This is a genomic window from Methylobacterium sp. J-030, assembly GCF_022829545.1.
Lineage (GTDB): Bacteria > Pseudomonadota > Alphaproteobacteria > Rhizobiales > Beijerinckiaceae > Methylobacterium.
The window spans coordinates 16,825-42,955 of sequence record NZ_JAKSYM010000211.1 but is presented as its reverse complement, the minus strand read 5'-3'; the positions used below and the strand labels follow the sequence as shown (position 1 = coordinate 42,955).

The 26,131-nt window shown below is 71.3% G+C and carries 32 protein-coding genes; 15 read left to right on the top strand and 17 right to left on the bottom strand.

Annotated elements, in window-relative coordinates; genetic code table 11:
- Positions 1-85: 85 nt before the first annotated feature.
- The 3 genes from MKK75_RS14095 to fabD form a co-directional block, all read right to left on the bottom strand.
- Complete coding sequence (locus tag MKK75_RS14095; protein ID WP_007559070.1) at positions 86-325, bottom strand: acyl carrier protein; 240 nt, start codon at positions 323-325, stop codon at positions 86-88.
- A gap of 323 nt (positions 326-648) precedes the next feature.
- Positions 649-1,386 carry a 3-oxoacyl-[acyl-carrier-protein] reductase gene (gene fabG, locus MKK75_RS14090; protein ID WP_244043180.1) on the bottom strand — a complete coding sequence of 246 codons (738 nt, stop codon included), beginning with the start codon at positions 1,384-1,386 and terminating at the stop codon, positions 649-651.
- A gap of 143 nt (positions 1,387-1,529) precedes the next feature.
- A complete protein-coding gene (gene fabD / locus MKK75_RS14085) occupies positions 1,530-2,462 on the bottom strand; it encodes an ACP S-malonyltransferase (RefSeq protein WP_244043179.1) in 933 nt (310 codons plus the stop codon).
- Positions 2,463-2,700: 238 nt separating this feature from the next.
- On the opposite strand from fabD, the gene rpoZ reads away from it, so the two are divergent.
- The 3 genes from rpoZ to MKK75_RS14070 all read left to right on the top strand — a co-directional run bounded on the left by rpoZ (position 2,701) and on the right by MKK75_RS14070 (position 6,556).
- Positions 2,701-3,111 (top strand): DNA-directed RNA polymerase subunit omega, encoded by a 411-nt coding sequence (gene rpoZ / locus MKK75_RS14080; RefSeq protein WP_244043178.1) that lies wholly within the window; start codon positions 2,701-2,703, stop codon positions 3,109-3,111.
- Between the two features lie 202 nt (positions 3,112-3,313).
- Positions 3,314-5,566 carry a RelA/SpoT family protein gene (locus tag MKK75_RS14075; RefSeq protein ID WP_244043202.1) on the top strand — a complete coding sequence of 751 codons (2,253 nt, stop codon included), beginning with the start codon at positions 3,314-3,316 and terminating at the stop codon, positions 5,564-5,566.
- 348 nt (positions 5,567-5,914) lie between these two features.
- Positions 5,915-6,556, top strand: coding sequence for an NYN domain-containing protein (locus tag MKK75_RS14070; RefSeq protein WP_244043177.1), 642 nt, complete (start codon positions 5,915-5,917; stop codon positions 6,554-6,556).
- 150 nt (positions 6,557-6,706) lie between these two features.
- Here the strand turns inward: MKK75_RS14070 and MKK75_RS14065 are convergent, their stop codons facing one another.
- Positions 6,707-7,276 (bottom strand): peroxiredoxin, encoded by a 570-nt coding sequence (locus tag MKK75_RS14065; protein WP_244043176.1) that lies wholly within the window; start codon positions 7,274-7,276, stop codon positions 6,707-6,709.
- A 146-nt stretch (positions 7,277-7,422) separates the two neighbouring features.
- Between MKK75_RS14065 and MKK75_RS14060 the strand changes: the two genes are divergently transcribed.
- Both MKK75_RS14060 and MKK75_RS14055 read left to right on the top strand, forming a co-directional pair.
- Positions 7,423-7,692: a type II toxin-antitoxin system PrlF family antitoxin gene (locus MKK75_RS14060; protein WP_313901860.1), complete on the top strand. Its 270-nt coding sequence runs from the start codon at positions 7,423-7,425 to the stop codon at positions 7,690-7,692.
- A gap of 115 nt (positions 7,693-7,807) precedes the next feature.
- Positions 7,808-8,263 (top strand): type II toxin-antitoxin system YhaV family toxin, encoded by a 456-nt coding sequence (locus MKK75_RS14055; RefSeq protein WP_244043175.1) that lies wholly within the window; start codon positions 7,808-7,810, stop codon positions 8,261-8,263.
- A gap of 21 nt (positions 8,264-8,284) precedes the next feature.
- Here MKK75_RS14055 and smpB read toward each other — a convergent pair whose 3' ends face one another.
- Both smpB and dapA read right to left on the bottom strand, forming a co-directional pair.
- Complete coding sequence (gene smpB, locus MKK75_RS14050) at positions 8,285-8,758, bottom strand: SsrA-binding protein SmpB (protein ID WP_244005249.1); 474 nt, start codon at positions 8,756-8,758, stop codon at positions 8,285-8,287.
- 29 nt (positions 8,759-8,787) lie between these two features.
- Positions 8,788-9,687 carry a 4-hydroxy-tetrahydrodipicolinate synthase gene (gene dapA, locus MKK75_RS14045; RefSeq protein WP_244043174.1) on the bottom strand — a complete coding sequence of 300 codons (900 nt, stop codon included), beginning with the start codon at positions 9,685-9,687 and terminating at the stop codon, positions 8,788-8,790.
- 200 nt (positions 9,688-9,887) lie between these two features.
- Between dapA and MKK75_RS14040 the strand changes: the two genes are divergently transcribed.
- The gene (locus MKK75_RS14040) at positions 9,888-12,188 is read left to right on the top strand and encodes a lytic transglycosylase domain-containing protein (protein WP_244043173.1); all 2,301 of its coding nucleotides are present in this window, start codon (positions 9,888-9,890) and stop codon (positions 12,186-12,188) included.
- Between the two features lie 125 nt (positions 12,189-12,313).
- Entirely contained in the window at positions 12,314-13,300 is a 987-nt protein-coding gene (locus MKK75_RS14035; RefSeq protein WP_244043172.1) for a catalase family peroxidase, read from the top strand.
- Between the two features lie 4 nt (positions 13,301-13,304).
- Here MKK75_RS14035 and MKK75_RS14030 read toward each other — a convergent pair whose 3' ends face one another.
- Together MKK75_RS14030 and MKK75_RS14025 are read right to left on the bottom strand one after the other, a co-directional pair.
- Positions 13,305-13,544 carry a hypothetical protein gene (locus MKK75_RS14030; RefSeq protein ID WP_244043171.1) on the bottom strand — a complete coding sequence of 80 codons (240 nt, stop codon included), beginning with the start codon at positions 13,542-13,544 and terminating at the stop codon, positions 13,305-13,307.
- Between the two features lie 210 nt (positions 13,545-13,754).
- The gene (locus tag MKK75_RS14025) at positions 13,755-14,342 is read right to left on the bottom strand and encodes a thermonuclease family protein (protein ID WP_244043170.1); all 588 of its coding nucleotides are present in this window, start codon (positions 14,340-14,342) and stop codon (positions 13,755-13,757) included.
- Positions 14,343-14,453: 111 nt separating this feature from the next.
- Between MKK75_RS14025 and MKK75_RS14020 the strand changes: the two genes are divergently transcribed.
- From MKK75_RS14020 to MKK75_RS14010, 3 genes are read left to right on the top strand one after another with little or no spacing between them, the layout of a single operon-like run.
- Positions 14,454-14,756: a PepSY domain-containing protein gene (locus MKK75_RS14020; protein WP_244043169.1), complete on the top strand. Its 303-nt coding sequence runs from the start codon at positions 14,454-14,456 to the stop codon at positions 14,754-14,756.
- 9 nt (positions 14,757-14,765) lie between these two features.
- Positions 14,766-15,434: a response regulator transcription factor gene (locus MKK75_RS14015; protein WP_244043168.1), complete on the top strand. Its 669-nt coding sequence runs from the start codon at positions 14,766-14,768 to the stop codon at positions 15,432-15,434.
- On the top strand, positions 15,431-16,762 hold the full coding sequence (locus MKK75_RS14010; protein WP_244043167.1) for a sensor histidine kinase: 1,332 nt from the start codon (positions 15,431-15,433) through the stop codon (positions 16,760-16,762). Before MKK75_RS14015 ends, MKK75_RS14010 begins: the two co-directional genes overlap by 4 nt.
- A 185-nt stretch (positions 16,763-16,947) precedes the next feature.
- Here MKK75_RS14010 and cysC read toward each other — a convergent pair whose 3' ends face one another.
- The 8 genes from cysC to MKK75_RS13970 form a co-directional block, all read right to left on the bottom strand.
- Entirely contained in the window at positions 16,948-17,598 is a 651-nt protein-coding gene (gene cysC / locus MKK75_RS14005; RefSeq protein ID WP_244043201.1) for an adenylyl-sulfate kinase, read from the bottom strand.
- A gap of 170 nt (positions 17,599-17,768) precedes the next feature.
- Entirely contained in the window at positions 17,769-18,890 is a 1,122-nt protein-coding gene (locus MKK75_RS14000; RefSeq protein ID WP_244043166.1) for a hypothetical protein, read from the bottom strand.
- A 303-nt stretch (positions 18,891-19,193) separates the two neighbouring features.
- Positions 19,194-19,910 (bottom strand): methionine biosynthesis protein MetW, encoded by a 717-nt coding sequence (gene metW / locus MKK75_RS13995; protein ID WP_244043165.1) that lies wholly within the window; start codon positions 19,908-19,910, stop codon positions 19,194-19,196.
- Positions 19,907-21,112 (bottom strand): homoserine O-acetyltransferase, encoded by a 1,206-nt coding sequence (locus MKK75_RS13990; protein WP_244043164.1) that lies wholly within the window; start codon positions 21,110-21,112, stop codon positions 19,907-19,909. Before MKK75_RS13990 ends, metW begins: the two co-directional genes overlap by 4 nt.
- A gap of 158 nt (positions 21,113-21,270) precedes the next feature.
- Positions 21,271-21,429, bottom strand: coding sequence for a hypothetical protein (locus MKK75_RS13985; RefSeq protein ID WP_244043163.1), 159 nt, complete (start codon positions 21,427-21,429; stop codon positions 21,271-21,273).
- Positions 21,430-21,511: 82 nt separating this feature from the next.
- A complete protein-coding gene (locus MKK75_RS13980; protein ID WP_244043162.1) occupies positions 21,512-21,691 on the bottom strand; it encodes a hypothetical protein in 180 nt (59 codons plus the stop codon).
- A gap of 82 nt (positions 21,692-21,773) precedes the next feature.
- Complete coding sequence (locus MKK75_RS13975; protein WP_244043161.1) at positions 21,774-21,941, bottom strand: hypothetical protein; 168 nt, start codon at positions 21,939-21,941, stop codon at positions 21,774-21,776.
- 134 nt (positions 21,942-22,075) lie between these two features.
- Positions 22,076-22,372, bottom strand: coding sequence for a hypothetical protein (locus MKK75_RS13970; protein WP_244043160.1), 297 nt, complete (start codon positions 22,370-22,372; stop codon positions 22,076-22,078).
- Positions 22,373-22,437: 65 nt separating this feature from the next.
- On the opposite strand from MKK75_RS13970, the gene MKK75_RS13965 reads away from it, so the two are divergent.
- From MKK75_RS13965 to MKK75_RS13945, 5 genes are all read left to right on the top strand, one after another.
- Positions 22,438-22,602: an addiction module toxin, HicA family gene (locus tag MKK75_RS13965; RefSeq protein WP_244043159.1), complete on the top strand. Its 165-nt coding sequence runs from the start codon at positions 22,438-22,440 to the stop codon at positions 22,600-22,602.
- Positions 22,602-22,817 carry a type II toxin-antitoxin system HicB family antitoxin gene (locus tag MKK75_RS13960; RefSeq protein WP_244043158.1) on the top strand — a complete coding sequence of 72 codons (216 nt, stop codon included), beginning with the start codon at positions 22,602-22,604 and terminating at the stop codon, positions 22,815-22,817. The genes MKK75_RS13965 and MKK75_RS13960 overlap by 1 nt, the downstream gene beginning before the upstream one ends.
- Positions 22,818-22,853: 36 nt before the next feature.
- A complete protein-coding gene (locus MKK75_RS13955; RefSeq protein ID WP_244043157.1) occupies positions 22,854-23,021 on the top strand; it encodes a hypothetical protein in 168 nt (55 codons plus the stop codon).
- Positions 23,022-23,140: 119 nt separating this feature from the next.
- Positions 23,141-24,256 carry a pyridoxal phosphate-dependent aminotransferase gene (locus MKK75_RS13950; RefSeq protein ID WP_244043156.1) on the top strand — a complete coding sequence of 372 codons (1,116 nt, stop codon included), beginning with the start codon at positions 23,141-23,143 and terminating at the stop codon, positions 24,254-24,256.
- Complete coding sequence (locus tag MKK75_RS13945) at positions 24,249-25,184, top strand: prephenate/arogenate dehydrogenase family protein (protein ID WP_244043155.1); 936 nt, start codon at positions 24,249-24,251, stop codon at positions 25,182-25,184. Before MKK75_RS13950 ends, MKK75_RS13945 begins: the two co-directional genes overlap by 8 nt.
- Positions 25,185-25,350: 166 nt before the next feature.
- Here MKK75_RS13945 and msrA read toward each other — a convergent pair whose 3' ends face one another.
- Entirely contained in the window at positions 25,351-26,067 is a 717-nt protein-coding gene (msrA, locus tag MKK75_RS13940; protein WP_244043154.1) for a peptide-methionine (S)-S-oxide reductase MsrA, read from the bottom strand.
- Positions 26,068-26,131: the final 64 nt, after the last annotated feature.

Here is a 26,131-nt window from a genome sequence, read left to right as displayed (position 1 = left end):
TCCCGGCTCCGAGCCTTCAAACGCATAACGGCGCGGGGGCTGTTCCGCCTCACCCGCGCCGCGTGGAAGGAAAAATCCGGCGCCGTTACGCGGCGGAGTTCTTCTCCAGGAACTTCACGGCGTCGCCGACCGTCTGGATGGTCTCGGCCGCGTCATCCGGGATCTCGACGTTGAACTCCTCCTCGAAGGCCATGACCAGCTCGACCGTGTCGAGGCTGTCGGCACCGAGGTCGTCGATGAAGTTGGCGCTCTCGACCACCTTCTCGGGCTCGACGCCCAGGTGCTCGACCACGATCTTCTTCACGCGCTCAGCGATATCGCTCATCGGTCTTCCGTCCTCGTCCTTTAAGTCTGTCAGTCTTCTCGGGGTGGTGCGTTGACCGCGTCGCGCCCCTGCGGGCTTGTTGAGCGGCCGGTGTCCGATCGCGCGTGCTTCTGACGGTGAACCGGCAAGGTGCACCGGGATGCCCCCGCCGGGAGGCCCTTGGACTGAAAACCCGCTGAACCGTCAACCCCCTGCGCGGTTGCGGGGGGTTGGTAGCACAGGCCTCCCGCCCTGGCGAGGGGCCGTTCAGAAACCCTTCAGCGGTGTGGCGTTTCCGCGTCGGCGGCGCTGATTCGCCAACGGTTGTGACCAGTATACAGCGCCTAGTACATCGCCATTCCGCCGTTCACGTGCAGCGTATGTCCGGTCACGTAGCCGGCCTCCGCGGAGGCGAGATAGAGGCAGGCGGCGGCGACCTCGGCGCCCTCGCCGAGTCGCCCGGCCGGCACCCGGGCCAGGATGCCCTCGCGCTGCTTCTCGTTCAGCGCGTCGGTCATGGGCGAGGTGATGAAGCCCGGCGCGATGCAGTTGGCCGTGATTCCGCGGGAGGCGACCTCGGCGGCGAGCGACTTGGTCAGGCCCACGAGGCCGGCCTTGGCGGCGGCGTAGTTGCCCTGGCCGGGATTGCCTGTCGAGCCCACCACCGAGCCGATATTGACGATCCGCCCGAAGCGGCGGCGCATCATGCCCTTCACGGCGGCCCGGGACAGGCGGAAGGCGGCGGTGAGGTTGACGGCGAGCACCTGCTCCCACTCCTCGTCCTTCATCCGCATGAACAGGTTGTCCCGGGTGATGCCGGCATTGTTCACGAGGATGTCGAGGGGGCCGATCGCGGCCTCGGCGGCCGGGACGAGGCCCTCGACCGAGTCCTTGTCCGAGAGATCGGCCACGACGGGGCTCGCGCGCTCCCCCAGTTCGGCGGCCAGCGCCTCCAGGGCCGCCTGCCGGGTGCCCGAGAGGGCGACGGTGGCGCCCTGCGCGTGCAGCGCCCGGGCGATCGCCTGCCCGAGGCCGCCGGTGGCGCCGGTGACGAGGGCCTTGCGGCCAGTGAGATCGAACATGCGGGGCTCCTCTGAAAGGGTCCGGATTCAAAAGGCCGAGGCCTTTTGCGGGTGCAGGGCAGCGCCCTGCTGGGTCCGGGCGAAGCCCGACATCGGGGCTCCGCCCCGACACCCCGCCAAAGGGCTCGCCCTTTGGAAACCCGTTACAGCGCGAAGGCGGCGACGTCCGAAGGCGTGCCGATCGCGGTGGCCGTGGCCTGGGGGGCGATGCGCTTGACGAGGCCGGTGAGCACCTTGCCGGCACCCAGTTCATGGAATCGGTCGACCCCGGCGGCCGCCATGGCGGCGACGCTCTCGCGCCAGCGCACCGTGCCGGTGACCTGCTCGACCAGGGCCTTGCGGATCGCCTCCGGCTCGGCGACCGGCGCGGCCGTCACGTTGGCGTAGAGGGTGACGCGGGGCGCCTGCAGGGGGACAGTGGCCAGCGCCCGGGCCATGGCCTCGGCGGCCGGAGCCATCAGCCGGCAGTGGAACGGCGCCGAGACGTTGAGCAGCACGGCGCGCTTGATCCCGCGGCCCGTGGCCAGCCCGATGGCCCGCTCCACGGCGGAACGGTCGCCCGAGAGCACCACCTGCCCGCCGCCATTGTCGTTGGCGACGTCGCAGACCGCGCCGCCGCCGGCCTCCTCGGCCAGGGACCGGGCCGTTTCGAGATCGGTTCCGATCAGCGCCGCCATCGCGCCCGCGCCCGGCGCCACCGCCTCCTGCATGGCCGCGCCGCGCAGGCGCAGGAGTTTCGCGGCATCGGCGATCGTCAGGCTGCCGGCGGCGGCGAGCGCGGCGTACTCGCCGAGGGAATGGCCGGCCACGCAGGCGACGTCGCGCTCCAAGTCGAGGCCGGCCTCGGACTCCAGCACCCGCAGCACCGCGAGGCTCGCCGCCATCAGGGCCGGCTGGGCATTGGTGGTGAGGGTCAGGTCCTCGGCCGGCCCCTCGAACATCAGGCGCGACAGGCCCTGGCCCAGGGCGTCATCGACCGCATCGAGCACGGCCTTCGCCTGCGGGAAGGCCGCGGCGAGGTCCCGCGCCATGCCGACCGTCTGGCTGCCCTGGCCGGGGAAGATGAGTGCGCGCATATCCGGTCTTGATCGCTCCGCGACGCGCGAGCGCCGCCCGTGTCGGCTGAACCTCTGGAATGGCGGGCGGACTGGCACCCGTTGCCGCGGGTGTCAACAATGCGCCGCACCATGCGGCGGCCAGGCCGGCGGACGTGCGCCCTGCGCAAGCCGCTGTGCTTGTTGCACAACGGCATCCGGTGTAGGGTGCGTTCATACCCGACATCACCCATCGCTCAAGCCCAAGGAGCCGCCCCGCATGGCGCGCGTCACCGTCGAAGATTGCATCGAGAAGGTCGAGAACCGGTTCGAGCTGGTCCTGCTGGCGAGCCATCGCGCACGGTTGCTGGCCGCCGGCGCCCCGCTCACCGTCGACCGCGACCGCGACAAGAACCCCGTCGTGGCCCTGCGCGAGATCGGCGACGAGACGATCACCGCGGACGACCTCAAGGAGCAGTTGATCCACTCGCTGCAGAAATACGTCGAGGTCGACGAGCCGGAGGCCGAGACCGTGCCGCTGCTGTCGAGTTCGCCGGCCGCCGCCGCGGTGGCGCCGCAATCCTCGAGCGACGATTCGGCGGTCCAGTTCGATCGCATGAGCGAGGAGGACCTGCTGCGCGGCCTCGAGAACCTCGCCCCGCCGGTCGAGACCGACGACGAGGGCGAGTGAGCCGCACCGCGTGGGTCTCGACGCGCCCGAACTGAGTGAATCCGGACCCGGCCGAGACGCCGGGTTCTCTCGTTCCGAGGACGCTGCGGTCGCACCGGGCGGTTTTCCGCCGCCGGGGGCTGGCGCCGGCACGGCGGTTGCGGAACAATCGGGCGTGACCCCGACATCGCGTCCCCCGCAGGAGCCGATCCCGTCCCGGCGGATGATGCGCCAGTACGAGCTGGTCGAGCGGGTCAAGCGCTACAACCCGACCGCCGACGAGGCGCTGCTCAACCGCGCCTACGTGTACGCCATGCAGGCGCACGGCACGCAGAAGCGCGCCTCGGGCGATCCGTTCTTCGCCCATCCCCTCGAAGTCGCTGCGATCCTGACGGATCTCCACCTCGACGACGCCACGATCGTGGCCGCCGTCCTGCACGACACCGTCGAGGACACCGAGGCGACGCTTGAAGAGATCCGCCGGCTGTTCGGGCCGGAGATCGGCGCGCTGGTCGACGGATTGACCAAGCTCAAGCGATTGGACCTCGTCTCCAAGCAGGCGGCGCAGGGGGAGAACTTCCGCAAGCTGCTGCTCGCGGTGGCGGCGGACGTGCGGGTGCTGTTGGTCAAGCTCGCCGACCGCCTGCACAACATGCGCACCCTCCAGCACATGCGGGACGACAAGCGCCGCCGCATCGCGCAGGAGACGCTGGACATCTACGCGCCGCTCGCCGGCCGGATGGGCATGCAGGAGCTGCGCGAGGAGCTGGAGGATCTGGCCTTCCGCAACCTCGAGCCGGAGGTCTACGCCACCATCACGCAGCGGCTGGCGCGGCTCAGCGCCAAATCCGAGAGCGTGGTCGAGACCATCGCGCAGGTGCTCACCGAGAAGCTCGGCGCGCAGGGGATCATCGCCGAGGTGAACGGCCGACAGAAGCAGCCGTTCTCGATCTGGTCGAAGATGGAGCGCAAGTCGGTCGCCTTCGAGCAGCTCTCCGACATCTTCGGCTTCCGGGTGGTCGTCGACACGGTGCAGGCGTGCTACGCGGCGCTCGGCATCGTCCACACCAGCTGGCCGATGGTCCCGGGCCGGTACAAGGACTACGTCTCGACTCCGAAGCAGAATGATTACCGCTCGATCCACACCACGGTGATCGGGCCGAAGAGCCAGCGCGTCGAGCTGCAGATCCGCACCCGCGCCATGGACGACATCGCCGAGTACGGCATCGCGGCCCACGCCCATTACAAGGAACTCGGGAAGGAGTTGGGCCGCCGCGAGGGCGAGGGCAGCGTGCACCCGAAGCTGGCCGCCGAGAGCGGCGCCTACCAGTGGCTGCGCCGGACCATCGAACTGCTCGCCGAGGGCGACAGCCCGGAGGAGTTTCTGGAGCACACCAAGCTGGAGCTGTTCCAGGATCAGGTGTTCTGCTTCACCCCGAAGGGCCGGCTGATCGCCCTGCCGCGGGGCGCGACGCCGATCGATTTCGCGTATGCGGTGCACACCGATGTCGGCAACACCGCGGTGGGCGCCAAGATCAACGGCCGGATGGCGCCGCTGCTGCACGAACTCGCCAACGGCGACGAGGTCGAGATCATGCGCTCGGACGGCGCCTCGCCGCCGGCCGCCTGGGAATCCCTGGTGGTGACCGGCAAGGCGCGGGCCGCGATCCGGCGGGCGACCCGGGCGGCGGTACGCCGGCAATATGCCGGTCTCGGCCGCCAGATCCTGGACCGGGCCTTCGAGCGGGCCGCCAAGACCTTTTCGGAGGACAAGCTGCGCGGCGCCCTGCCGCGGCTCGCCCGGGCGAGCACCGAGGACGTGTTCGCCGCCGTCGGACGGGGCGAGATGTTCTCCGGGGACGTGGTCCGTGCCGTCTATCCCGACCACCGCGACGAGCGCCGGCCCTCCGCAGCGCAGGGGCCGGCCAATGGCGCCGGCCGGCTCGTCCGCTCGGCCGACCAGACGATGCGGCTGACCTTCCCGGGCGCGGAGGGCAAGGAGGGCGAGGTCGAGGGCCGGAGCGACGCGATCCCGATCCGGGGCCTCGCGGGCGACCTGCCGGTGACCTTCGCGCCGAACGGCGGCGCCGTCCCGGGGGACCGGATCGTCGGCATCCTGACCCCCGAGGTCGGCGTCACCGTCTACCCGATCCAGTCCGCGGCGCTCGCCGCCTTCGACAACGAGCCGGAACGCTGGCTCGACGTCCGGTGGGACGTCGAGGCGCTCGGCGGCGAACGCTTCCCCGCCCGGCTCGCGCTCAAGTCGATCAACGAGCCGGGGGTGTTCGCCCAGATTGCCCAGGTGATCGCCGATCACGACGGCAACATCGACAATATCTCGATGAAGCGGCGCACCCAGGACTTTACCGACATCACCATCGATCTGTCGGTCTGGGATCTCCAGCACCTGAATGCCATCATCGCGGAACTGCGCGGCAAGCGCGCGGTCAACAGCGTCGAGCGCGTGAACGGCTGATCCGTGCCGGCGTTGCGATCTTAGGTTTACAGGATCAGTGACCGCAAAGCTTCTTAAGACCGCCCGCAAACCCGTAATGGCGAACTGTTTCGACCTTCTTGCTTCGCAGCATCCATCTCCCCGGCCACAGACGCGCCGTTCTGCTTGACACGGACGCATTTGGGACGAATGGTTCGCAGGCCTGGGCGACCGCCACCAGCCGACGACCGCGCTTTTCGCCCTGGATTGCTGAGTATATCGACGATCGATCGCGCTGATCCGTCCCGGTCCCGAGGCCGCGATCGGAGTTTGGCCGTTTCTTGAGACGATTTTCCGTCACCTTGTATTATTTTAGGATTCAACCTGTTCATGGCATCAACTCAACGCAGCGCGATCTTTATTGACGGCGCAAATCTCTACGCGACAACCAAAGCCCTCGGTTTCGATATTGATTACAAGAAGCTACTGAAGGAATTCCAATCCCGCGAAAATCTTCTTCGTGCGTTCTATTATACAGCAATGATCGAGGACCAAGAATATTCTTCGATTCGTCCGCTCATAGACTGGCTCGATTACAACGGCTACCGTGTCGTGACCAAGCCGGTGAAAGAGTTCACCGACTCCATGGGACGGCGGAAATACAAGGGCAATATGGACATCGAGCTGGCGATCGACGCCCTGGAGCTCAGCGCCCATATCGATCACATGATCCTGTTCTCGGGCGACGGCGACTTCCGCTCGCTGGTCGAGGCGATGCAGCGGCGCGGCGTCAAGGTCACGGTGATCTCCACGATCCAGACCCAGCCGTCGATGATCTCCGACGAGTTGCGGCGGCAGGCCGACGAGTTCGTCGATCTGGCGAGCCTCTCGGGGCGGATCGGGCGCGAACCGAACGAGCGGCCGGCGCGGGCCGCGGGCGACGCCCCGAGCCGTTACCGCGGGGAAGGCCGTCCGAGCCCGAGCCTGGAGAACCGCTACGGCATCCGCCAGCCGGAGGCCGAGGAGGAGTAGCGCCGCACGCGCCGGTTCGACTCGGTTTCGAAAGGGCGAGACCTTTCGCGGGTCCAGGGCAGCCCCCTGGTGAACGCCTCAGGGCTCCGCCCTGAGGACCCGCCAAAGGGCAAGCCCTTGGAAATCCAGGATTGTGGCGCGAACGGCCTCTCAGGCCGCACGCCCATCGAGCCAGTCGAGGACCTGCCGGGCGCTCTGGTCCGGCGGGAAGACCGGGTAGAACAGGTGGCTGACCACGCCGTCGTCGATCACCAGGGTGAGGCGGCGCAGCAGCACCTGCCCGCCGGCCCAGAAGACCGGCAGGCGCGCCGCCATCGCGAAGGCGCGGTGCGGATCGGAGAGCAGCGGGAACGGCAGGCGCAGCCGTTCGGCTGCCTCCCGCTGGTAGGCGCTCGTCTGGGTCGAGAGGCCGTAGATTTGGGCGACGCCGCACGCTTTCAGATCAGAATGGTGGTCGCGGAAATCGCAAGCCTGCGGCGTGCAGCCCCGGGCGCCGGGGATCGCATCCCAGTCGGGCGTGAGGCCGGGCTGTCCCGGCTCGCCGGTCCGCGGATAGGCGTAGACCACGGTGCGGCCGGTGAGCCGGGCCAGCGAGACCGTGCCGCCGTCGGTGGCGGTCAGCGCCACGTCGGGCAGCCGCATCCCGCGCAGATGATCGGCCGCGCCGTCATCCACGGGGGCGGGGAGGTCGGCGGGCAGAGTGTCGTGGGTGGATGGCATGGTGGCGCGCTCCGTTCGCTGGCGGGGATCGTACGACCGTTCAGCACCGGCGCGAAAGATTGCGCCAGCAGAGCCGGAACGGATGCGGTGCCGGTTGGATCGACAAGGCAGATGCCTGTCCTATCCGTGCCATGCTGGAGCGTGTGATGGGCAAGGCTGCCGAGATTCTGGAGATCCCCGCGACGGTCACGGCTCGGGGTCAGACGACCGTACCGGCCGCGATCCGGCGCCTGCTCGGACTCGGCAAATCCGGACGAATCGTGTTCCGCAGGCTATCGGACGGCACGATCACGATCGCCAAAGTCGATCCACCGGTCGAGGAGGACCGCGCGCTGGGGCCGTTCCTGTTCCTGATCGAGCGGGATCTTGTGAAGTGGCCGGCGGCCATTCGGCCCGTCACTCCGAACCTGTATTGACGGGCCGCCGCTCTGGTCGACGGAGTTGCGATCGATCTGGATGCCCCGCTTCCGAGCGACGAGGAGTGCGCGACGGGCCACCGAGAATCAGCGGGTGGGAGATCCATCCCATCCGTTGTTCCTCGACCAGCTCGAAGATCTCATCGCGACGGTCATGGCGGCCAGGACGAAAGACCCGGGCGGCTATCCGAACAGACGGGTCACGCAGGTGCTCGCCGCAGTCCTGAAAGTCGCATTCGAGGTCATACCAGAGGATCCAACCCGAGCGCAGGATCGACAGGGCGATACGCTTGGAAGCGTACACAGGCGCTCGTTCCGGGCAAGATTCCTTCAGCGATACCGGCCGTTCTTCCGCTACCGCGAAGCGGGCGGGCGTCGCGTGATCGTGCTGGCATGGGTCAACGATGACCGGACGCTCCGCGCTTACGGCAGCAGATCGGACGCCTACGCGGTCTTTCAGACGATGCTGCGCCAGGGCAACCCACCCGACGATTGGGACGCGCGCCTGCACGCGACGGATGCGGAGAGCGAACGTCTGAGACAGATCCGTTGCCTCGGCGATCCCGATTGAGCTGGGTCGCGGCTCCGCCCGCTAACCCCGGTCCCGCAGCAGCCGCGCCCGGTCCCGCTGCCAGTCGCGCTCCTTGGCGGCCTCGCGCTTGTCGTGGGCCTGCTTGCCCTTGCCGAGGCCCAGCTCGACCTTCGCCCGGCCCTTGTCGTTGAAGTAGATCTTCAGCGGCACCACCGTGTAGCCCTGGCGCTGGGTCGCGCCGATCAGCTTGTCGATCTGGCGGCGGTGCAGCAGCAGGCGGCGCGGGCGCTTGGTGTCGTGGTTGAAGCGGTTCGCCTCCAGGTATTCCGGGATGTAGGCGTTGAACAGCATCAGGTCGTTGCCGGACGGGCCGGCATAGGATTCGCCGATGGTCGCCTTGCCGCCGCGCAGGGACTTCACCTCGGTGCCGGTCAGCGCGATGCCGGCCTCGAGCGTGTCCTCGATCGTGTAATGATAGCGCGCGGCGCGGTTGTCGGCGACGATGCGCCGGCCGGGCTCCGGTTTCGGGGCCATTCTTTTATGACTCTCTAAAGCCTACCCAATCAGCCGTCGAGCAGGCCGGCATGCCGCAGGGCGGCGTCCACGATGCGCCGCGTCGCCTCGGAGACCGGCACCATCGGCAGGCGCAGCTCCTCGGCGATGTGGCCGAGCCGGGCCAGCGCGTACTTGACCGGCGCCGGGTTGGCCTCGGCGAACAGGCCGGCCTGGAGCGGGAACAGCCGGTCCTGGAGGGTCAGCGCCTTGGCGTAATCGCCCGCGAGCGAGGCCTCCTGCAGGTCGGCGCAGAGCCGGGGCGCGACGTTCGCCACCACCGAGATGCAGCCGTGGCCGCCGTGGGCGTTGTAGCCGAGCGCCGTCGCATCTTCGCCCGAAAGCTGGAGGAAGCTCTCCCCCATGGCCTGTCGCTGCTGGCTGACGCGGTCGATCCTGGCGGTCGCGTCCTTCACGCCGGCGATGTTCTTCAGCTCGAAGAGCCGGGCCATCGTCTCGACGCTCATGTCGACGACGGAGCGCGGCGGGATGTTGTAGATGATGATCGGAATGCCGACCGCATCGTTGACGGCCTTGAAGTGGGCGTAGAGGCCCTGCTGCGTCGGCTTGTTGTAGTACGGCGTCACCACGAGGACGGCGTCGGCGCCCGCGCGCTCGGCGTGCTGCGCCCGCTCGACCGCCTCGGCGGTGGAATTGGAGCCCGCGCCCGCCACGACCGGCACGCGCCCGCCCGCCTCGTCGATGCAGGCCTCGACCACCCGGTCGTGCTCGGCATGGGTCAGGGTCGGGCTCTCGCCCGTGGTGCCGGTCGGCACGAGGCCGTGGCTGCCCTGCTCGATCTGCCAGCGCACGAGTTTCCGGAAGGCGGCCTCGTCGAAGGCGCCGTCGCGGAACGGCGTCACAAGCGCGGTGAGCGAGCCCCGCAGGCGGCTCCCGGTCATCTCGGTCATCTCAGGCGTCCCAAAGGGTCCCTTCCGGGAATCCGGCGTTCTCGGCGCCGCGCGTGGTCCGCACCTTACGGGCGCGGACGGGCAGACATAGGCGGTCGCGCCACGGCGCGCAAACAGATCGTCGCGACGGTTAACGCGATCTTAATGGTCCCCGCCCGATCCTCGGCCTTTCCCGCTCCGGCGACCAGCAGGGGGAAATCGTGATCCGATCCGCGGCCTCGACTCCCGCCTCGAAGCGCACGTCCCTGGCCGCCGTCGTGCTGATCGCCACGGTCGGCGTGGCGCTCGCGGGCCCGGACGCGCCCGCGACGCAGCCGACCCCGCCCGCGAGCGACGCCGCCCTCTCCACCGCGCAGGTCCGCGACGCCGAGAAGGGTGCCGACCCGGTGGCGGCCGACGCTCTGAAGCTCGATCCCGTCCACACCTCGGGCGACGAGAAGGGCGAGGAGCCCGCCCGGGCGCTGCCGGCCGCGGCCTCGGCCTACGCGTCGGCCGACCCGGACGCCCCCGTGGCCTTCCCGATGCCGGACGCCGCGGTCGCCCCGGCTGCCCCGGTACCCGAGGTGCCCGACCCCGCGCGTCCGAAAATCTCCGGCGACACCGATCCGACGCTGCTGCGCGGCGCCATCGATCTCTACCGCAAGGGCCGGGTCGCGGATGGCGACCGGATGCGCGACGGCTTCACTGACCCGGCCGCCAAGGCGCTGCTCGAATGGGTGGCGATCCGCGCGGGCGCCGGGATCGGATTCAGTCGCACGGTCGCGTTCGCCCGGGCCAACCCGGACTGGCCGGCGGGTCCCCTGCTGCGCCGCCGGGCCGAGGAGGCGCTGCTCTCCGAGCGCAAGCCCCCCGCGGTGGTGCGGGCCTTCTTCGCCACGGCGAAGCCGTCGAGCGCGCCGGGCAAGTTCGCCCTGGCGCTGGCGCTTCGGGCCGACGGCTACGAGGCCGACGCCGCCGAGATGGTCCGGGACCTCTGGCGCAGCGAGAGCTTCGGGCGCAGCCTCGAGGCCAGGGTGCTCGACGCCTTTCCGGAGGCGCTCACCCGGGTCGATCACCGCTACCGGATGGAGCGGGCGCTCCTGAAGGACGATTGGGAGAGCGCCGGCCGGGCGGCCGGCTACGCGGGGGGCGCCTATGCCAGCCTCGTGCGCGCCCGCCGGGCCGTGGAGGACAAGTCCTCCGGCGCCGCCGCGGCGCTCGCCGCCGTGCCGCCGTCGCTGCGCGGGGACGCCTCCTACACCTTCTCCCGGGCGCAGTATTTCCGCCGGGCCGACAAGCCCGAGGAGGCCGCCGCCGTGCTGGCCGCGGCCCCGACCAACCCCGACGTGCTGGTCGATGGCGACGAGTGGTGGGTCGAGCGCCGGATCGTGGCGCGCAAGCTCCTCGACCTCGGCGATGCCAAGACCGCCTACCGGGTCGCCGACGCCCAGGCGGCGCGCACGCCGGAGAAGCGGATCGAGGCCGAATTCCACGCCGGCTGGATCGCGCTGCGCTTCGCCGGCGATCCGGCCGCCGCCGCGCAGCATTTCGCCCAGATGGCCACCATCGCGGAGAGTCCGATCTCGGTGGCGCGGGCCGCCTACTGGCAGGGCCGGGCGGCCGAGGCTGAGGGCCAGACGGACGCGGCGAAGCGCTTCTACGAGAAGGCCGCCCTGCAGCCGATCGCCTATTACGGGCAGGTCGCGCGGGCCCGGCTCGGCCAGACCAGCCTGCCCCTGCGGTCGCCGGCGGATCTCGAAGGGGCGGAGCGGCAGGCCTTCGAGGGGCGGCTGTACGTGCGGGCCCTGCGCATGCTCGGCGAGGCCGGCATCAAGGATCTCGCCCTGCCGCTCTACATCGACGCCGCCCGGGACCTCTCCGACCCGCGCGAACTCCAGGCGCTCGGCGACCTCGCCACCGACATGAAGGATGCCCGCGCCCTGGTGGCGATCGGCAAGCTCGCGGTGCAGCGCGGCCTGCCCCTCGACGCCCACGCCTACCCGACGATCGGCATTCCCGACTACGAGACCTTCACGGCGGTGCCGCAGGTGGAACGGGCCATGGTCTACGCCATCGCCCGGCAGGAGAGCCAGTTCGATCCCCGGGCCCAGTCGGGCGTCGGCGCACGAGGCCTGATGCAGATGATGCCGGCCACCGCCCAGCGCACCGCCCGCCGGGTCGCGGCCGCCTTCGACGTCGACCGCCTGACCAGCGACCCCGCCTACTGCGCCAAGCTGGGGCAGGCCCATCTCGGCGAGTTGATGGAGGATTGGCGCGGCTCCTACGTGCTAGCCTTCGCGTCGTACAACGCGGGCGGCGGCAACGTGAAGAAGTGGATCGACGCCTACGGCGACCCGCGCAAGCCCGGCGTCGACGTGATCGACTGGGTGGAGCGCATCCCCTTCACCGAGACGCGCAACTACGTGCAGCGGGTGATGGAGAACCTCCAGGTCTACCGCTCCCGGCTCGACAGCCGCAGCGCCCTGCTGATCGACGGCGACCTCCACCGCGGGGCGCGGTAGCCGGACCGTAACCGACGCCCCGTCTAGGCGAAGCTTGCGGTTGTGCCATCGGCCCTTCTCTCCCTAGAAGATGGTCCGGTCCGCGTGGACCGGCCCGGGAGGCCGTGGCTGTCGGGAGACTCTTCATGCTGCGTTCGAGATCGGGCTTCGCCCTCCTGCTGAGCACCGCGCTCGCGGCCACCGCGCCGGCCCTGGCCCAGGATACCTCCACCGCCGAGCAGACGATCGACGTGATGAACACGCTGTTCGGCAAGCATCCGGGGGCGCGGGCCAACCACGCCAAGGGTGTGGTGGCGGAGGGCACCTTCACCCCGTCGGCGGAGGCCGCCACGATCAGCAAGGCCTCCCTGTTCCAGGGGCCGGCGGTGCCGGTGACGATCCGCTTCTCCGACGCCACCGGCGTGCCGACCATCCCGGACGGCGCGGCCAACGCCAATCCGCACGGCCTCGCCCTGAAGTTCAAGCTGCAAGACGGCTCCGAGATGGATGTCGTCACCAACTCCTTGAAGTACTTCCCGGTCGCCACCGGCGAGGAGTTCCGCGATCTCCTGAAGGCGGTCGCCGACAGCGGCCCGAACGCGGCCCATCCGACTGCGCTGGAGCGCTTCACCGCCGCGCACCCGGCCGCCGCCACCGCGGGCGGCACGGCCAAGACCCCGTCGAGCCTCGCGCGGCAAACCTATAACGGCGTCAACGCCTTCATCCTTGTGGACAAGGACGGCAAGCGCCAGCCGTTCCGCTTCCGCATCGAGCCGGTGCAGGGCGAGGAGATCCTGCCGCCCGAGGAGGCGGCCAAGCGCGACCCCAATTTCCTGATGGGGGAGATCGGGCCGCGCATCGCCAAGGAGCCGGCGAAGTTCCGTGTCCTGGCCCAGCTCGCCCAAGCCGGCGACCCGACCAACGACGCCACCAAGCCCTGGCCCGACGACCGCAAGACCGTCGATCTCGGCACGCTGACCGTGGCGAAGGCGGTGCCGGACAGCGCCGAGGCCGAGAAGGCGCTCCTGTTCATGCCCAACAACCTGACCGACGGGATCGAGGTCTCGGACGATCCGCTGATCGACGCCCGCGTCCAGGCCTACGCGGTCTCGTTCAGCCGGCGCTCGCAGTAGCGGATCAGCGGGTGGTGCCGGCGGCGGGAGCCGAGGGCGGCTTCGTACCGCCGGTCTGCGGCTTGTCGGTGCCGGTGCGGGCTCCGTCCTGGGTGGCGCCGGTTCCGGTTAGTCCGCCGGCGCCCATGCTGGTCGTGGGGGTCTTGTCCTTGCGGCCGGTATCCTTGCCCTCCGCGGCATAGGCGGATCCCGCGGCGCCGGCGACGAGTCCGGCGAGCAGAGCGGTGCGAGTCAGGCGTCTCACGGGACCTCCGCGGTTCATCGGCAAGTTGTATGCGCCGGACCAACCGGGCGCGCCCAGGACCGTTCCCAGCGCCGGCTGTCCCGGAATTCCAAAGGGCGAGCCCTTTGGCGGGGTATCGGGGCGGAGCTCCGATCTCGGGCTTCGCCCGAACCCAACGGGCTCCGCCCTGCACCCGCGAAAGGGCTCGCCCTTTCGAAACCCGGAATGACGTCAGCCGGCGTCGCGCAGCCCCGCGGCGGCGCGCCGGCCGCGGCGCTCGGCCGGGTCCTGGAAGACGCCCGACCACAGGCCGAGGCGCCGCCCCCAGGCCCGGTCGGCGGCGGCCGCATAGGCGGGGGCGGCGCCGCGGTCGGGTACGGCGAGGCCGCGCGCGACCATCCAGGCGCCGAGATCCTCGTCGCCGACCCGGCACAGGGCCACGACCGCGCCATCGGTGCCGCCGCGCGCCTCGCAGGCGACCGCCGCCCCGCCGATATGGTCGGCGAGCGCCCGGGCGGCGTCCCGGCCGCAGGCGTAGGTCCGGTCCTGCGCGTCCGAGCAGGTCTGGTCGGCATCCGGCGCGACGATGCCGGACAGGCTGACCTGACGCGCGCCGACCCGGAGGGTCCCGCCGTCGATCACCTGGGCCGGGCCCTGCAGGGCCTCGCCGGCCCGGGCGGGGGCGTGCCAGGCGAGGCCGCCGGCCAGGAGAGCGGCCAGCAAGGGCAGGCGCGAGCGGCCCGCCTTGTCGTCCGGGCAGAGGAGGGTGCCGGCGACGCCGGCCGCGCAGGCGAGGAGGGCACCGAGGATCAGCGACATGGTTTCAGGTCTCCGGACGGGGTATGGCCCCCTTGTGCCGAAGCCCCGCCCCGCCACCCTGACGGCGCCTGTCAGCCTCCCGTCAGGCGGCACGCGCTACCGCGTGCCCGCATGAACGCCCGCCGCGCCGCCCTCCTCTGCCTGCTCGCCATCCTCGGAGGCGCACCCGCATCCGCCTCCGAGGATGCCGACCGCGCCCGCCACGCCCTGGAGACGGGCGAGATCCGCCCCCTCGACGAGATCCTGCGCGCGGCCCGGGAGGCGGTGCCGGGCGACGTCGTGTCGGTCGATCTGAAGCGCGACGACGGGCATTGGCGCTACAAGCTGCGCATCCTCGGTGCCGACGGGAAGCGCCGGACCGTGAAGGTCGATGCCGGCACGGCCAAGATCCTGGACGATGACGACGATGAGTGAGGGACATCCGTGCGCGTCCTGATCGTCGAGGACGAGCCCCGCATCGCCGCCGACATCCGCCAGGGGCTGGAGCGGGCCGGCTACGTCGCCGACGTGGTGGGCGACGGCGAGGCCGCGTGGTTCCGCGCCGAGACCGAGCCCTACGACGCCATGGTGCTCGATCTCGGCCTGCCGCGCCTCGACGGGCTCGGGGTGCTGCGCCGGCTGCGGGCCGCCGACGTGGCCCTGCCGGTGCTGATCCTCACCGCCCGGGACGGCTGGCGCGAGCGCGTCGAGGGCATCGATGCCGGGGCCGACGACTACCTCGTCAAGCCGTTCCGCATGGAGGAACTGGTGGCGCGGCTCCGGGCGATCCTGCGGCGCACCGCCGGCCACGCCTCGCCGATCCTGCGCGCCGGCGCGGTGGAGCTCGACACCCGCACCCGGGCGGTCAGCGTCGACGGCCGCCCGACCGAATTGACCGCCCTGGAATACCGGCTCCTGTCGTTCCTGCTACACCGGCCGGGGCAGGTCGTGCCGGCCGGCGACGTGCTCGATCACCTGCACGGGGTTGGCACCGAGCGCGAGGCCAACGCCCTGGAGGCCCTGCTAACCCGCCTGCGGCGCAAGCTCGGGCCGGGGGTGATCGAGACCCGGCGCGGACAGGGCTACTGCGTGCCGGCGCCGGACGGGCCGTGAGGCGGCATTCGCTGCGCCTCCGGCTCGGCCTCGCGGCGGCGGCGCTGATCGCCCTGGCGCTGCTGCTCGCCGGGATCGGGCTGACCGTGATCCTCGACCGGGTGCTCGACGCCCGCACCGCCGACGCCCTCGACCGGACCGCCAAGCTGATCGCCGGCCGGGTCAGCCTCGCGCCGGACGGGAGCCCGACCCTCTCCCGGGAGCCGCCGGACTCGCGCTTCGCCACGCCCTATGGCGGCCTCTACTGGCAGGTGCAGGCGGGATCGCACGTCCTGCGGTCGCGCTCGCTCTGGGACAAGAATTTGGAACTCGGCGCGGACGCGACCGGCATGGTCGACACGACCGGGCCGGACGGGGGTCGGCTCATCGCGGTGGTCCAACCGCTGGCGATCGGGCCGCCGGGCGCCGAAACCGAGCTTCGGGTGATCGTGGCGGAGGATCGGCGCAACCTCGCGGCGAGCCGATCGACCTTCCTGCGCCTGCTCGTCCCGGCACTCGTGGCCCTGTTCGTCGTGCTCACGCTGGCGATGGCGCTGTTCGTGCGCCGGGCACTGGCGCCGTTCCGGGTGCTGCAGGCGGATCTGTTGGCGGTCCATGCCGGGACGCGGACGCGGCTGCCGGAGCACTTCCCCGACGAGGTCCGGCCGCTGGTCGCCGATCTCAACCGACTGCTCGACGCGCAGGAGCGGGCGCTGGTCCGCGCCCGGGACGCGGCGGCCGACATGGCCCACGGCCTCAAGACGCCGCTGGCCGTGCTCGACGCCCTGGCGCGCCGGACCGGGGCCGCCGATCCGACCCTCTCGGCCGAGATCGCCGAGCAGGCCCGGGCGATGGGCGGGCAGGTGGAGCGGGCGCTCGCCCGAGCGCGGATCGCCGCCTCCGGCGACCTGCGGCGGCGCTCCTGCCGGGTCGCCCCGGTGGCGGAACGCCTCGTCGCGACCATGCGCCGGCTGCCGGAGGGCGGTTCCCTCAACTGGGCGGTGTCGATCCCGGAGACGCTCGCCTATCCCGGGGAGGAGGGCGAGCTGATGGAGGTTCTGGGCAACCTCCTCGACAATGCGCGGAAATGGGCCCACCGGCGGGTCCGGATCACCGGCGCGGTGGCCTCCGGGCGCCAGAGCCTCGCCGTGGACGACGACGGCCCCGGCATGAGCGCGGCGGCGATCGCCGGCATCGCCCGCGGCCAGCGCTGGGACGAGACCCGGCCGGGCACCGGCTTCGGCATCGCCATCGCCCGGGACGTCGCCGAGGCCGCGGGGGCGCAGCTGGCGTTCGGGCGCTCGGAGCTGGGGGGCCTGCGGGCAGAGCTGACGTGGCCGGGCGGGTAGAGTGAGAACGAGTGCGCATCCAGTACACCACCTCATCCTGAGGTGACCGCGAAGCGGGCCTCGAAGGAGGGCTCCAGGGACCGCGCGGCTGGCTGGAGGGCTCCTTCGAGGCTTCCGCTGCGCTCCGGCACCGCAGGATGAGGGGCGTGGGGTGGATGCTGGCGGTGATGCCGACGCTCGACCGCTCACCGCCGCGCCTTCACCCTGCCCTCCGCCGGCCGGCTCAGCCGCATCAGCAGCGCGCTCAAGGTCCGAGCGCAGGCCTGCGTCGTGCGGCCCTCCGTGGCGATCGTCAGGTCCGGCCGCTCCGGCGCCTCGTAGGGGGCCGAGATCCCGGTGAAATCCGGGATCCGGCCGGCGCGGGCCAGACGGTACAGGCCCTTCGGGTCGCGGGCCTCGCACAGGCCCAGCGGCGTGTCGACGAACACCTCCACGAACGGGATGTCCCCGGCGATCCGCCGGGCCAGCGCCCGATCGGCGCGGTAGGGCGAGATCAGCGAGACGATCACCACCGAACCGGCCTCGGCCATCAGCCGCGCCACCTCGGCGGTGCGGCGGACGTTCTCGGCCCGGTCCTCCGGCGTGAAGGCGAGATCGGCGTTCAGCCCGTGGCGGAGGTTGTCGCCGTCGAGGACGGCGCTGTGCCGGCCGCGTGCCACCAGCGTCCGATCGACGGCCGCCGCCAGGGTCGACTTGCCCGCCCCCGACAGGCCGGTCAGCCACGCGATGACCGGCCCCTGGCCGAGGCGCGCCCACCGATCCTCCCGGGGCTGGAGGCTGTGCCACGTCACACGGCTTGAGGGCGCGCCGGTCGGAATGTTCTGCACGATGCACATATCCACCGTCTGGAGCATCATCCCGAAAGGTGGTCACCGGCCTTCGGGAAAAAGATGATGCGAAAAGAATGACTTGGAGCATCGTGCCGGCTCTGGTTGCCGGGACGACGCGCGAGGATCGTCCGCGGGCGCGGCCGCCGGTCTTGGAACGGCGCCGCGCAGGCGCGGCGTCAGGGCACGCGCCAGGCCGGGTATCCGACCGCATCGCCCAGGCGTTCCTTGAATTCCTCCAGGAGGTAGGCCGTCCGCCGGCGCCAGGCGGGGGGCGCCTGGAAGGCGACATGGTCCGTCGCCGCCCGCACCAGCGCGGCGACCAGCGCCTCGGTCTCCGGCGCGATCGGCCCGGCGGCGAGTTCGTTCGGGGATGCGGCCGGCGCGGTGTCGATGACCGCATCCCACGGCCGGCCCCAGCAGGCGGCGGCGAAGCGTTCGTTCGCGCCGGCGAAGCGTGCCGCGACCCGGGCCAGGCCGTCCGGCGCATCGCCGCGGAACCGCTCCGCGTCCAGCCCCCGCGACCAGGCCCAGCGATCCAGACAATGGCCGAGCTGCCGCGGATGCCCGATCACCTGCCGGTGCACGCCGAGCCTGTACAGGCGGCACGCGGCCTCCACGGCGAGCGGCCCCGCGCTCCGGTTGGTCCGGTATTCCAGATCGGCGGGGGTCAGCAGCGCGGCGAGGCGGTCCCGCAGGCCGAGACCGTCGATCAGCCGCGCGAGCAGCGGGGCGTCCGACCGGCGGTCGCGGAACGGCACGGCGGTCACGCGGCCCTGCGAGGCCCGGCGCCACGGCGCCAGCAGGGCGTCGTAATCGTAGCGCCCGGAGGCCCCCTCGGCGCCCAGGAAACCGCGGAAGGTGCGCCCCTCGAACACGACCTGGGTCCGCAGGGCGTAGGCCGAGGCCAGCTGCTCCTCCTGCGGCTTGACGACCAGGACCGTCTCCAGGGCGAAGCCGTGCCGCGCGAAGATCCCGGCCAGGACTTCCGGGACCCGCCAGCGCGCCCGCTGCACGGCGAAATCCTCGTAGGAGAGGATCAGCGTATCCGCCCGGGTCGCGCCCAGGATCGCGTCGAGCCGCGCGAGGCCGGCGCGGCGCTCCGCCTCGGACCGGCGCCGGTCGAGCCCCTGGCCGAGCCGGTGGTGATTGACGTCGAGGCTCTCCGGGGCGCCCGGAGGGGCGAGCTTTGGATAGCAGATCCCGGCCGCGTCGAGGCCCGGACGCAGCCGGGCCAGCACCTCCTGGAACGAGGTGGAGCCGGTCCGCGGCATCCCGATATGGACGATTGCGCGTCGCACGTGTCCTGTCGACCCTGTTGGATTCTAGGATCCCGGCCAGTGTCGGCGCGGCAAAGCACAGTCCACGCGGGACGCGCGGACGTCAATATCCGGAAACACAGCCGAGTAGATCCGTAATCACGGTCCGATCACGGGAACGCGACCAGAAATAGCCAAGCTCCGTTTCTGGTCTATTTCAAGTTATGTCAGGCCCGGATGCCGGTTGCACGGCGCGGAGCCGCTCAAGCGGCTGGTTTCCGGATCAGGTTCCGCGTCACGGCACCTGTCCGGGAAGGGGGGGCGATGATGACGGGGCGCGAGCCCCTAGCGCCCGCCCTCGGCGCCGTCGCGGCGGAGCAGGAACACCCCCTGCGCGCCGAACAGGTTCCAGACCCACCAGGGCATCGAGAACCGCATCGGCCGGCCGCGGGCGTTGAGCGCGGTGGCGTGCTCGATCCGGGCGCCGATCAGCCGGCAGAGCCCAACGAAGTCGCGGATCGTGCAATGGTGGATGTTGGGCGTCTCCCACCACGCGTCCGGCATGATCTCGGTGATCGGCATGCGCCCGCGCAGGGCGAGTTCGGACCGGACCCGCCAATGCCCGAAATTCGGGAACGAGATGATCACCTGCCGGCCGATCCGCAGCAGGTGCTCCAGCACCACCCGGGGGTTGCGGGTCGCCTGGATGGTCTGGGACAGGACCACCACGTCGAAGGCCCCGTCCGGGTAGTTGGCGAGGTCGGTGTCGGCGTCACCCTGGATCACCGAGAGGCCCCGGGCGAGGCAGGCGTTCACGCCCTCCCGGGACAGCTCGATCCCGCGCCCGTCGATGCCGCGGCGGTCGCGCAGGAGCGCCAGCAGCGAGCCGTCGCCGCAGCCGATGTCGAGGACGCGGGCCCCCGCCGGCACGAGGCCCAGCACCACGAGGTGGTCGACCCGCGGCGCGCCGCTCTCCCCGGCATGGGGGAGGGCGTCCGCGCTCTCCCAGGGCGCGCCGTGAGCGAGCCTGCCGAGGGCGATCTTGCCCGATGCGCCGGTCACAGGCCGCGCGCCCGGGCTGCGGCGTCGATGAAGCCGCGCGCCGCGGAGAACATCGCCGGCTCGTCGAGCAGGAAGGCGTCGTGGCCCTTGTCGCTCTCGACCTCCACGAAGGCGACCGGCGCGGCGGCGGCGTTGAGCGCGTGCACGATCGCGCGGGAATCCCGGGTCGGAAACAGCCAGTCCGAGGTGAACGAGATCACGCAGAACCGGGTCTTCGTGTCCCGGAACGCGTTGGCGAGCACGCCGCCATGGTCCTCGGCGAGGTCGAAATAGTCCATCGCCCGGGTGAGATAGAGGTAGGCGTTCGCGTCGAACCGCTCGACGAAGCTCAGGCCCTGGTGGCGCAGGTAGCTCTCGATCTGGAAGTCGGCGTTGAACGAGAAGGTCGGCGCCGAGCCGCCCTGGAAGCGGCGGCCGAATTTTCGGTGAAGCGCCGGCTCGGACAGATAGGTGATGTGCGCGCCCATCCGGGCGACGCCGAGGCCCTTGGCGGGGCGCGTACCCGCGTCGAGGTAGCGCCCGTCCGCCCAGGCGGGATCGGCCATGATCGCCTGCCGGCCGACCTCGTGGAACGCGATGTTCTGCGCCGAGTGGCGGGCGCCGGTGGCGATCGGCATCGCGGCGAAGACGCGCTCGGGATAGAGCGCCGCCCATTGCAGCACCTGCATCCCGCCCATCGAGCCGCCGATGCACAGGAACAGGTCTTGGACGCCGAGATGCTCCAGCAACATGGCCTGGGCGCGGACCATGTCGCGGATCGTCACCAGCGGGAAGTCCAGCCCGTAGGCCCGGCCGGTGACCGGATCGATCGAGGCCGGGCCGGTGGAGCCCATGCAGGAGCCGATGACGTTGGAGCAGACGACGAAGTAGCGGTCCGTGTCGATCGGCTTGCCGGGTCCGACCAGCGTCTCCCACCAGCCGGACTTGCCGGTGACCGGATGGGTGTGGGCGAAGTACTGGTCGCCGGTCAGCGCGTGGCAGATCAGCACCGCGTTGGAGCGGGCGGCGTTGAGGGTGCCGGCGGTCTGGTAGGCGATCTGGAAGGGCGCCAGTTCGACGCCGGCATCGGTGAGGAGCGGCCTGTCCGCGCCGAAGCGGGCGACCGGGCTCTTCGGGTCGAGCGCCTGCGAGCGCTCGGAGGCGCGCCGGGCCGGCTCGTCGATCGGGTCCGGCCGGAGGGCCGTGTCCGGTTGGGTGTCCATGGCGGATCTGGGGCGGGTCTCGACGACCGTGTCTCCGAGCGGGTCCGAGCCGGAAGAGCACGGTCTCGCCTGACGCGCCGCCCTCGCCCGACACGGCCAGCGAGGGTGTGGAGGTAATGCGCGCGGCGGCGAGCGTCAACGCGCGCCGCCGCAACCGTTCACCGACCTGTTTCGCGCCAGTCCGAGACGCCTGCCGTCCAGTGCGCCTCGACCGACCGGGCTGCCGTGGCCGACGCCAGCGCCCGCTCGGCCCGCATCCAGGCGGGCTCGACCATGCAGGCCGCGCCGTCCCGGACGATATCGAAAACCGGGCTCATGTCCCCCTCCGTCCTGCGATGACGGAGGTCTAGCTCGCGCCGCCAAGCGTGACGGTGCGGCCGAGCACGCGCGGCTTCCGGCTCACGCGATGGGTGCGGCCATCACGGCCAGCCCCAGCGCCGGTAACGCGACCGCCAGCGCGGCACGGGCATCCAGCCGGTCGGCAGCGGCGCCGGCGCGCCAGTGCCGGCTGGCCGTGCTCTCGATCAGGAGACCGGCCAGCACGAGGGCGCAGCCGGCCAGCGCCTGGAACGAAACCATGAAACCCTCACCCAACCACCCGCCGGTCCTGGTCCGGCGGTCGAATCCGGTTGGAAAAATCGGTCCGGTGCCCGGCGGTTCCTCAGCGGATCGCCGCCGCGCAGGCGGCGAAGACCAGGGCGGCTCCGGCCGCGGTGATGCAGCCGTTGGCCCATGGCGCCGCCTCCGCGCGCCGCAGGCGGCAATCCGCGGCGACCGAGGTCAGGATCCCGATCAGAAACAGACTGCAAGGGATCAGGTCACCGGGCATTCTCGATCCATCCACGCGTGGGCCGGGCGCGGCACGCCCGTTGCGCCCTGTCTGCGGATTCAACAGGCCGAAACGTGGCGGGTGCCCCGCGGCATTTGCGCGTCGCCGGTTTTGCCGCGGCGGGATGATCGCCGTCAGCGCTCGGCCGGGGCCGGCCCCGTGTCGAAATCCTCCGGGCCCATGTCGAGGAGGTCGTTCGGCGTCTCGATGCGGTCGTAGGCGCGGCTGGCCGCGGCCTCGACCGCCGCCTGGTTGCGGGCGAACAGGTCGAGGGGCGCCACGTCGGCGCCCGCGCCGAAATGCTGGCGCAGCACCGGGATCGGCACGTCGATCCCGATCACGCGCTCGCCGTTGGTCATGGCGAAGCGGATCAGGGTCTCGTCGGCGGGCAGAATGTGGGCACCGCCGTCCATGTAGCGTTCGAGGGGCATGGGATCGCTCCGTATCTCGGAAGGTCGAGACGACAGGTAGGGCGACGCGATCCCGCGTGAATTGATTGGCGCGGAGCGGCTGCACCTTCGAACCCGGCAAAGGTGGAGATCTGATCGTCCGCCGCGCGGGTCTGACGTCGGTCCTTCGGCAGCAGGGCGACGCGAAGGAACGCGGCACCGGGCTCTGGCGGAAGATCCCGAAGGGTCTGGAGATCAAGGACGAGGGCTGATGCTGAGATACCCCGTGGTCCTGACGCCCGATGACGACGGAACCCAACTCCTGACCTGCCCCGATCTGCCGGAGGTGACGAGCCTCGGCGCGGACGAGGCCGATATGCTCGCCCACGGGGCGGATGCGGTCGCGACCGCCCTCAAGGGACGCATCACGGCGCGACAGCCTGTTCCGGCCCCCGGTGCACCGACGAGCCACGCGGTGGCCCTGTAGGCACTCACGGCGCTCAAGCTCGAGCTGTATCGGGCGATGCTGGCGCCCGACATCCGCAAGGCCGATCTGCTCCGCCGGCTCAACGTGCATCCGCCGCAGGTCGACCGGCTGCTGGATCTCGATCACGAGTCCCGCCTGGATCAGATCGAGGCGGCGCTCTCCGCGTGCGGACGCGAGATCGTCGTGACGACCCGGGCCGCTTGAGCCCGGACCTGTCCGGCGCCGCGGCCGCGGCGTGAAGGTGCAGCGGGTTCACCGGCACAGGAAATGTTGTAGACGGGCGCGAACCGTCCTCCGCACCGCGCATCCCGAGTCGCCCCGCAATGTCCGCCCCGCAGCCCGCCCGCCCGGAACCGCGCCCCGGAGTCCTGGCGATCGACACCTACGTGCCCGGCAAGAGCGGGCGGCCCGGCGGCGGCACGGTCTACAAGCTCTCGTCCAACGAGACGCCGCTCGGCCCGAGCCCGGCGGCGCTCGCCGCGCTGCACGAGGCCACCGCCAAGCTCGAGACCTATCCGGACGGACGGGCCACGGCCCTGCGCGCGGCCATCGCCAAGCGCTACGGGCTCGATCCCGAGCGGATCGTCTGCGGCGCGGGCTCGGACGAGCTGCTCTCGCTGCTCGCCTACGCGTATGGCGGGCCGGGGACCGAGGGCATCTACTCGGAGCACGGATTCCTGGTCTACCGGATCGCCATCCTGGCCTCGGGCGCCGAGCCCGTGGTGGCGCCTGAGCGCGACCTCACCACCGACGTCGACGCGATCCTGGCCCGGGTCACGGAGCGGACCCGGATCGTCTACGTCACGAACCCCAGCAACCCGACCGGCACCTATCTGCCCTTCGACGAGATCCGCCGCCTGCAGGCCAGCCTGCCGCCGCACGTGCTGCTGGTGATCGACGGCGCCTATGCCGAGTACGTCCGGGCGAACGACTACTCGGCCGGGCTGGAACTCGCGCTGGAATCCGAGAACGTCGTGATGACCCGGACCTTCTCGAAGATCCACGGCCTCGCCGCTGTGCGGATCGGCTGGATGGTGGCGCCGGCCCACGTGGTGGACGCGGTCAACCGGATCCGCGGCCCGTTCAACGTCTCGGGACCGGCGATCGCCGCGGGCTCGGCGGCCATCGCGGACGAGGCGCATATGGCGGCGGCCGCCGCCCACAACGCGGAATGGCTGCCGAAGCTCACCGAGGGCGCCCGCGCGCTTGGCCTCACGGTCACGCCGAGCATGGCAAACTTCGTGCTGATCCACTTCCCCGACGTTCCCGGCCGCTCGGCCGCGGATGCGGACGCGTTTCTGACCGAGCGTGGGCTGATCACCCGGCGGGTCACCGCCTACGGGCTGCCGAACGCCCTGCGGGTGACCGTGGCGGGCGCAGAGGCCAACACGGCCTTCCTGGCCGCGCTCGGCGACTTCGTGCGGGGCGCGCATGCCTGAGGAATCCAGGGCCCCCATCAACCGCCTCGCCATCGTCGGCCTCGGGCTGATCGGCTCCTCGATCGCCCGGGCGGCCCGGCGCTACGGCCTCGCCCGCACCATCGTGGCGGTGGACCGGGACCCGGCCGTACGCGAACGGGTGCGCGAACTCGGCATCGCCGATAGCGTCACCGGCGACCCGGCGGAGGGCGCGGCCGACACCGACCTCGTGATCCTGTGCGTCCCGGTGGGCGCCATCGGCGCGGCGGCGGCCGAGATGATGCCGCATCTCAAGCCCGGCGCGATCGTCTCGGATGTCGGCTCGGTGAAGGGAGCCGTGGTGGCGGCGATCCGGCCGCACCTGCCCGACGGCGTCGCCCTGGTCCCCGGCCACCCGATCGCCGGGACCGAGTTCTCGGGGCCGGACGCAGGCTTCGCGACCCTGTTCCAGGGCCGCTGGTGCATCCTGACCCCGCCCGAGGGCACCGACCCGGCGGCGATCGAGACCGTTCGCGCCCTTTGGGCGGGGATGGGCGCCAATGTCGAGACGATGAGCGCCGAGCACCACGACCACGTGCTCGCCATCACCAGCCACCTGCCGCACCTGATCGCCTACAACATCGTGGGCACGGCGGCGGAGCTGGAGGAGGCGACGCAGTCCGAGGTGATCAAGTTCTCGGCGAGCGGATTCCGCGATTTCACCCGCATCGCCGCCTCGGACCCGACCATGTGGCGCGACATCTTCCTCAACAACCGCGACGCGGTGCTGGAGATGCTCGGCCGGTTCAACGAGGACCTCTCGGCGCTGGCCAAGGCGGTGCGCTGGGGCGACGGCGAGGCGCTGCACGCGATGTTCACCCGCACGCGGGCGATCCGGCGCAGCATCGTGGCCTCCGGCCAGGAGACCGCGGCGCCGGATTTCGGAAGGCCACGGCCGCCGGAGGAATAGGGCGAACCCCAATCCTCCCACCCACCCCCCTCATCCTGAGGCGCCGGAGCGAAGCGGAGGCCTCGAAGGAGCCCTCCAGAGGCCGCGCGATCCCTGGAGCCCTCCTTCGAGGCCAGCTGACGCAGTCACCTCAGAATAAGGGGATTGGATGGGATATGGACCGGCCTCACGCCGGCGGGCGGTTGACCAGCGCCGGCTGCGCCGTGGTCCGCTCCGGGAACAGGGCGCGCAGGGCTTCGAGCTTCGGCGCGTCGTTGATGGCGATGTAGGGGTGCCCCGGGTGCAGGGCCATGAAGTCCTGGTGGTAGCCCTCCGCCGGGTAGAAGGCCGCCCCCGGCTCGATCCGGGTGGCGATCGGCCGCGCGTAGATCTTCGCCGCGTCGAGCTGGGCGATGTAGGCCCGCGCCACCTGCGCCTGCCCGGAATCCTGCGGGAACAGGGCCGAGCGGTACTGCCGGCCGCTATCGGGACCCTGGCGGTCCACCTGCGTCGGGTCCAGCGCCACCGAGAAGAAGATCCGCAGCAATTCGTCGTAGCGGATCTGGGCCGGGTCGTAGGTGACCGCCACGGCCTCGGCATGACCGGTCCCGCCGCCGCTCACCGTCCGGTAATCGGCGTCGGCCCGGGTGCCGCCGGCGTACCCTGAGACCGCGCCCGTCACGCCGCGGACGTGCTGGAACACCCCCTGCACGCCCCAGAAGCAGCCGCCCGCGAAGACGGCCACGTGCGGGCCCGGCGCCTCGGCTGAGCGGGTCACGGCCTCCGGCAGGCGCCGGGGTGCCTCGTCGGCGAAGGCCGGCAGGCGCGGCAGCAGGACGGCCGCGGCCAGGCCGAGCCCGAGGGCCGCCCCGAGGAGCGGGCGGATCGTGGTGCGAAGAGCCATGGGGGTCCTCCTGTCGGGTAACGACAATGCCTTCGCCCGTAAGTCAGCCGCGGTTACGCGCGGC

What these genes read in the sequence shown, in the direction of transcription:
- MKK75_RS13975 (WP_244043161.1), bottom strand. Translation starts at nt 21,941, where the DNA reads ATGCCCGGTGACCTGATCCCTTGCAGTCTGTTTCTGATCGGGATCCTG.
- MKK75_RS14035 (WP_244043172.1), top strand. Translation starts at nt 12,314, where the DNA reads ATGCTGCGTTCGAGATCGGGCTTCGCCCTCCTGCTGAGCACCGCGCTC.
- fabD (WP_244043179.1), bottom strand. Translation starts at nt 2,462, where the DNA reads ATGCGCGCACTCATCTTCCCCGGCCAGGGCAGCCAGACGGTCGGCATG.
- MKK75_RS14070 (WP_244043177.1), top strand. Translation starts at nt 5,915, where the DNA reads ATGGCATCAACTCAACGCAGCGCGATCTTTATTGACGGCGCAAATCTC.
- MKK75_RS14060 (WP_313901860.1), top strand. Translation starts at nt 7,423, where the DNA reads ATGGGCAAGGCTGCCGAGATTCTGGAGATCCCCGCGACGGTCACGGCT.
- MKK75_RS14065 (WP_244043176.1), bottom strand. Translation starts at nt 7,276, where the DNA reads ATGCCATCCACCCACGACACTCTGCCCGCCGACCTCCCCGCCCCCGTG.
- rpoZ (WP_244043178.1), top strand. Translation starts at nt 2,701, where the DNA reads ATGGCGCGCGTCACCGTCGAAGATTGCATCGAGAAGGTCGAGAACCGG.
- MKK75_RS13950 (WP_244043156.1), top strand. Translation starts at nt 23,141, where the DNA reads ATGTCCGCCCCGCAGCCCGCCCGCCCGGAACCGCGCCCCGGAGTCCTG.
- MKK75_RS13955 (WP_244043157.1), top strand. Translation starts at nt 22,854, where the DNA reads ATGCTGGCGCCCGACATCCGCAAGGCCGATCTGCTCCGCCGGCTCAAC.
- smpB (WP_244005249.1), bottom strand. Translation starts at nt 8,758, where the DNA reads ATGGCCCCGAAACCGGAGCCCGGCCGGCGCATCGTCGCCGACAACCGC.
- msrA (WP_244043154.1), bottom strand. Translation starts at nt 26,067, where the DNA reads ATGGCTCTTCGCACCACGATCCGCCCGCTCCTCGGGGCGGCCCTCGGG.
- cysC (WP_244043201.1), bottom strand. Translation starts at nt 17,598, where the DNA reads ATGTGCATCGTGCAGAACATTCCGACCGGCGCGCCCTCAAGCCGTGTG.
- MKK75_RS13980 (WP_244043162.1), bottom strand. Translation starts at nt 21,691, where the DNA reads ATGGTTTCGTTCCAGGCGCTGGCCGGCTGCGCCCTCGTGCTGGCCGGT.
- MKK75_RS14025 (WP_244043170.1), bottom strand. Translation starts at nt 14,342, where the DNA reads ATGTCGCTGATCCTCGGTGCCCTCCTCGCCTGCGCGGCCGGCGTCGCC.
- dapA (WP_244043174.1), bottom strand. Translation starts at nt 9,687, where the DNA reads ATGACCGAGATGACCGGGAGCCGCCTGCGGGGCTCGCTCACCGCGCTT.
- MKK75_RS14020 (WP_244043169.1), top strand. Translation starts at nt 14,454, where the DNA reads ATGAACGCCCGCCGCGCCGCCCTCCTCTGCCTGCTCGCCATCCTCGGA.
- MKK75_RS13970 (WP_244043160.1), bottom strand. Translation starts at nt 22,372, where the DNA reads ATGCCCCTCGAACGCTACATGGACGGCGGTGCCCACATTCTGCCCGCC.
- fabG (WP_244043180.1), bottom strand. Translation starts at nt 1,386, where the DNA reads ATGTTCGATCTCACTGGCCGCAAGGCCCTCGTCACCGGCGCCACCGGC.
- MKK75_RS13985 (WP_244043163.1), bottom strand. Translation starts at nt 21,429, where the DNA reads ATGAGCCCGGTTTTCGATATCGTCCGGGACGGCGCGGCCTGCATGGTC.
- MKK75_RS13990 (WP_244043164.1), bottom strand. Translation starts at nt 21,112, where the DNA reads ATGGACACCCAACCGGACACGGCCCTCCGGCCGGACCCGATCGACGAG.
- MKK75_RS13945 (WP_244043155.1), top strand. Translation starts at nt 24,249, where the DNA reads ATGCCTGAGGAATCCAGGGCCCCCATCAACCGCCTCGCCATCGTCGGC.
- MKK75_RS14075 (WP_244043202.1), top strand. Translation starts at nt 3,314, where the DNA reads ATGATGCGCCAGTACGAGCTGGTCGAGCGGGTCAAGCGCTACAACCCG.
- MKK75_RS13960 (WP_244043158.1), top strand. Translation starts at nt 22,602, where the DNA reads ATGCTGAGATACCCCGTGGTCCTGACGCCCGATGACGACGGAACCCAA.
- MKK75_RS14095 (WP_007559070.1), bottom strand. Translation starts at nt 325, where the DNA reads ATGAGCGATATCGCTGAGCGCGTGAAGAAGATCGTGGTCGAGCACCTG.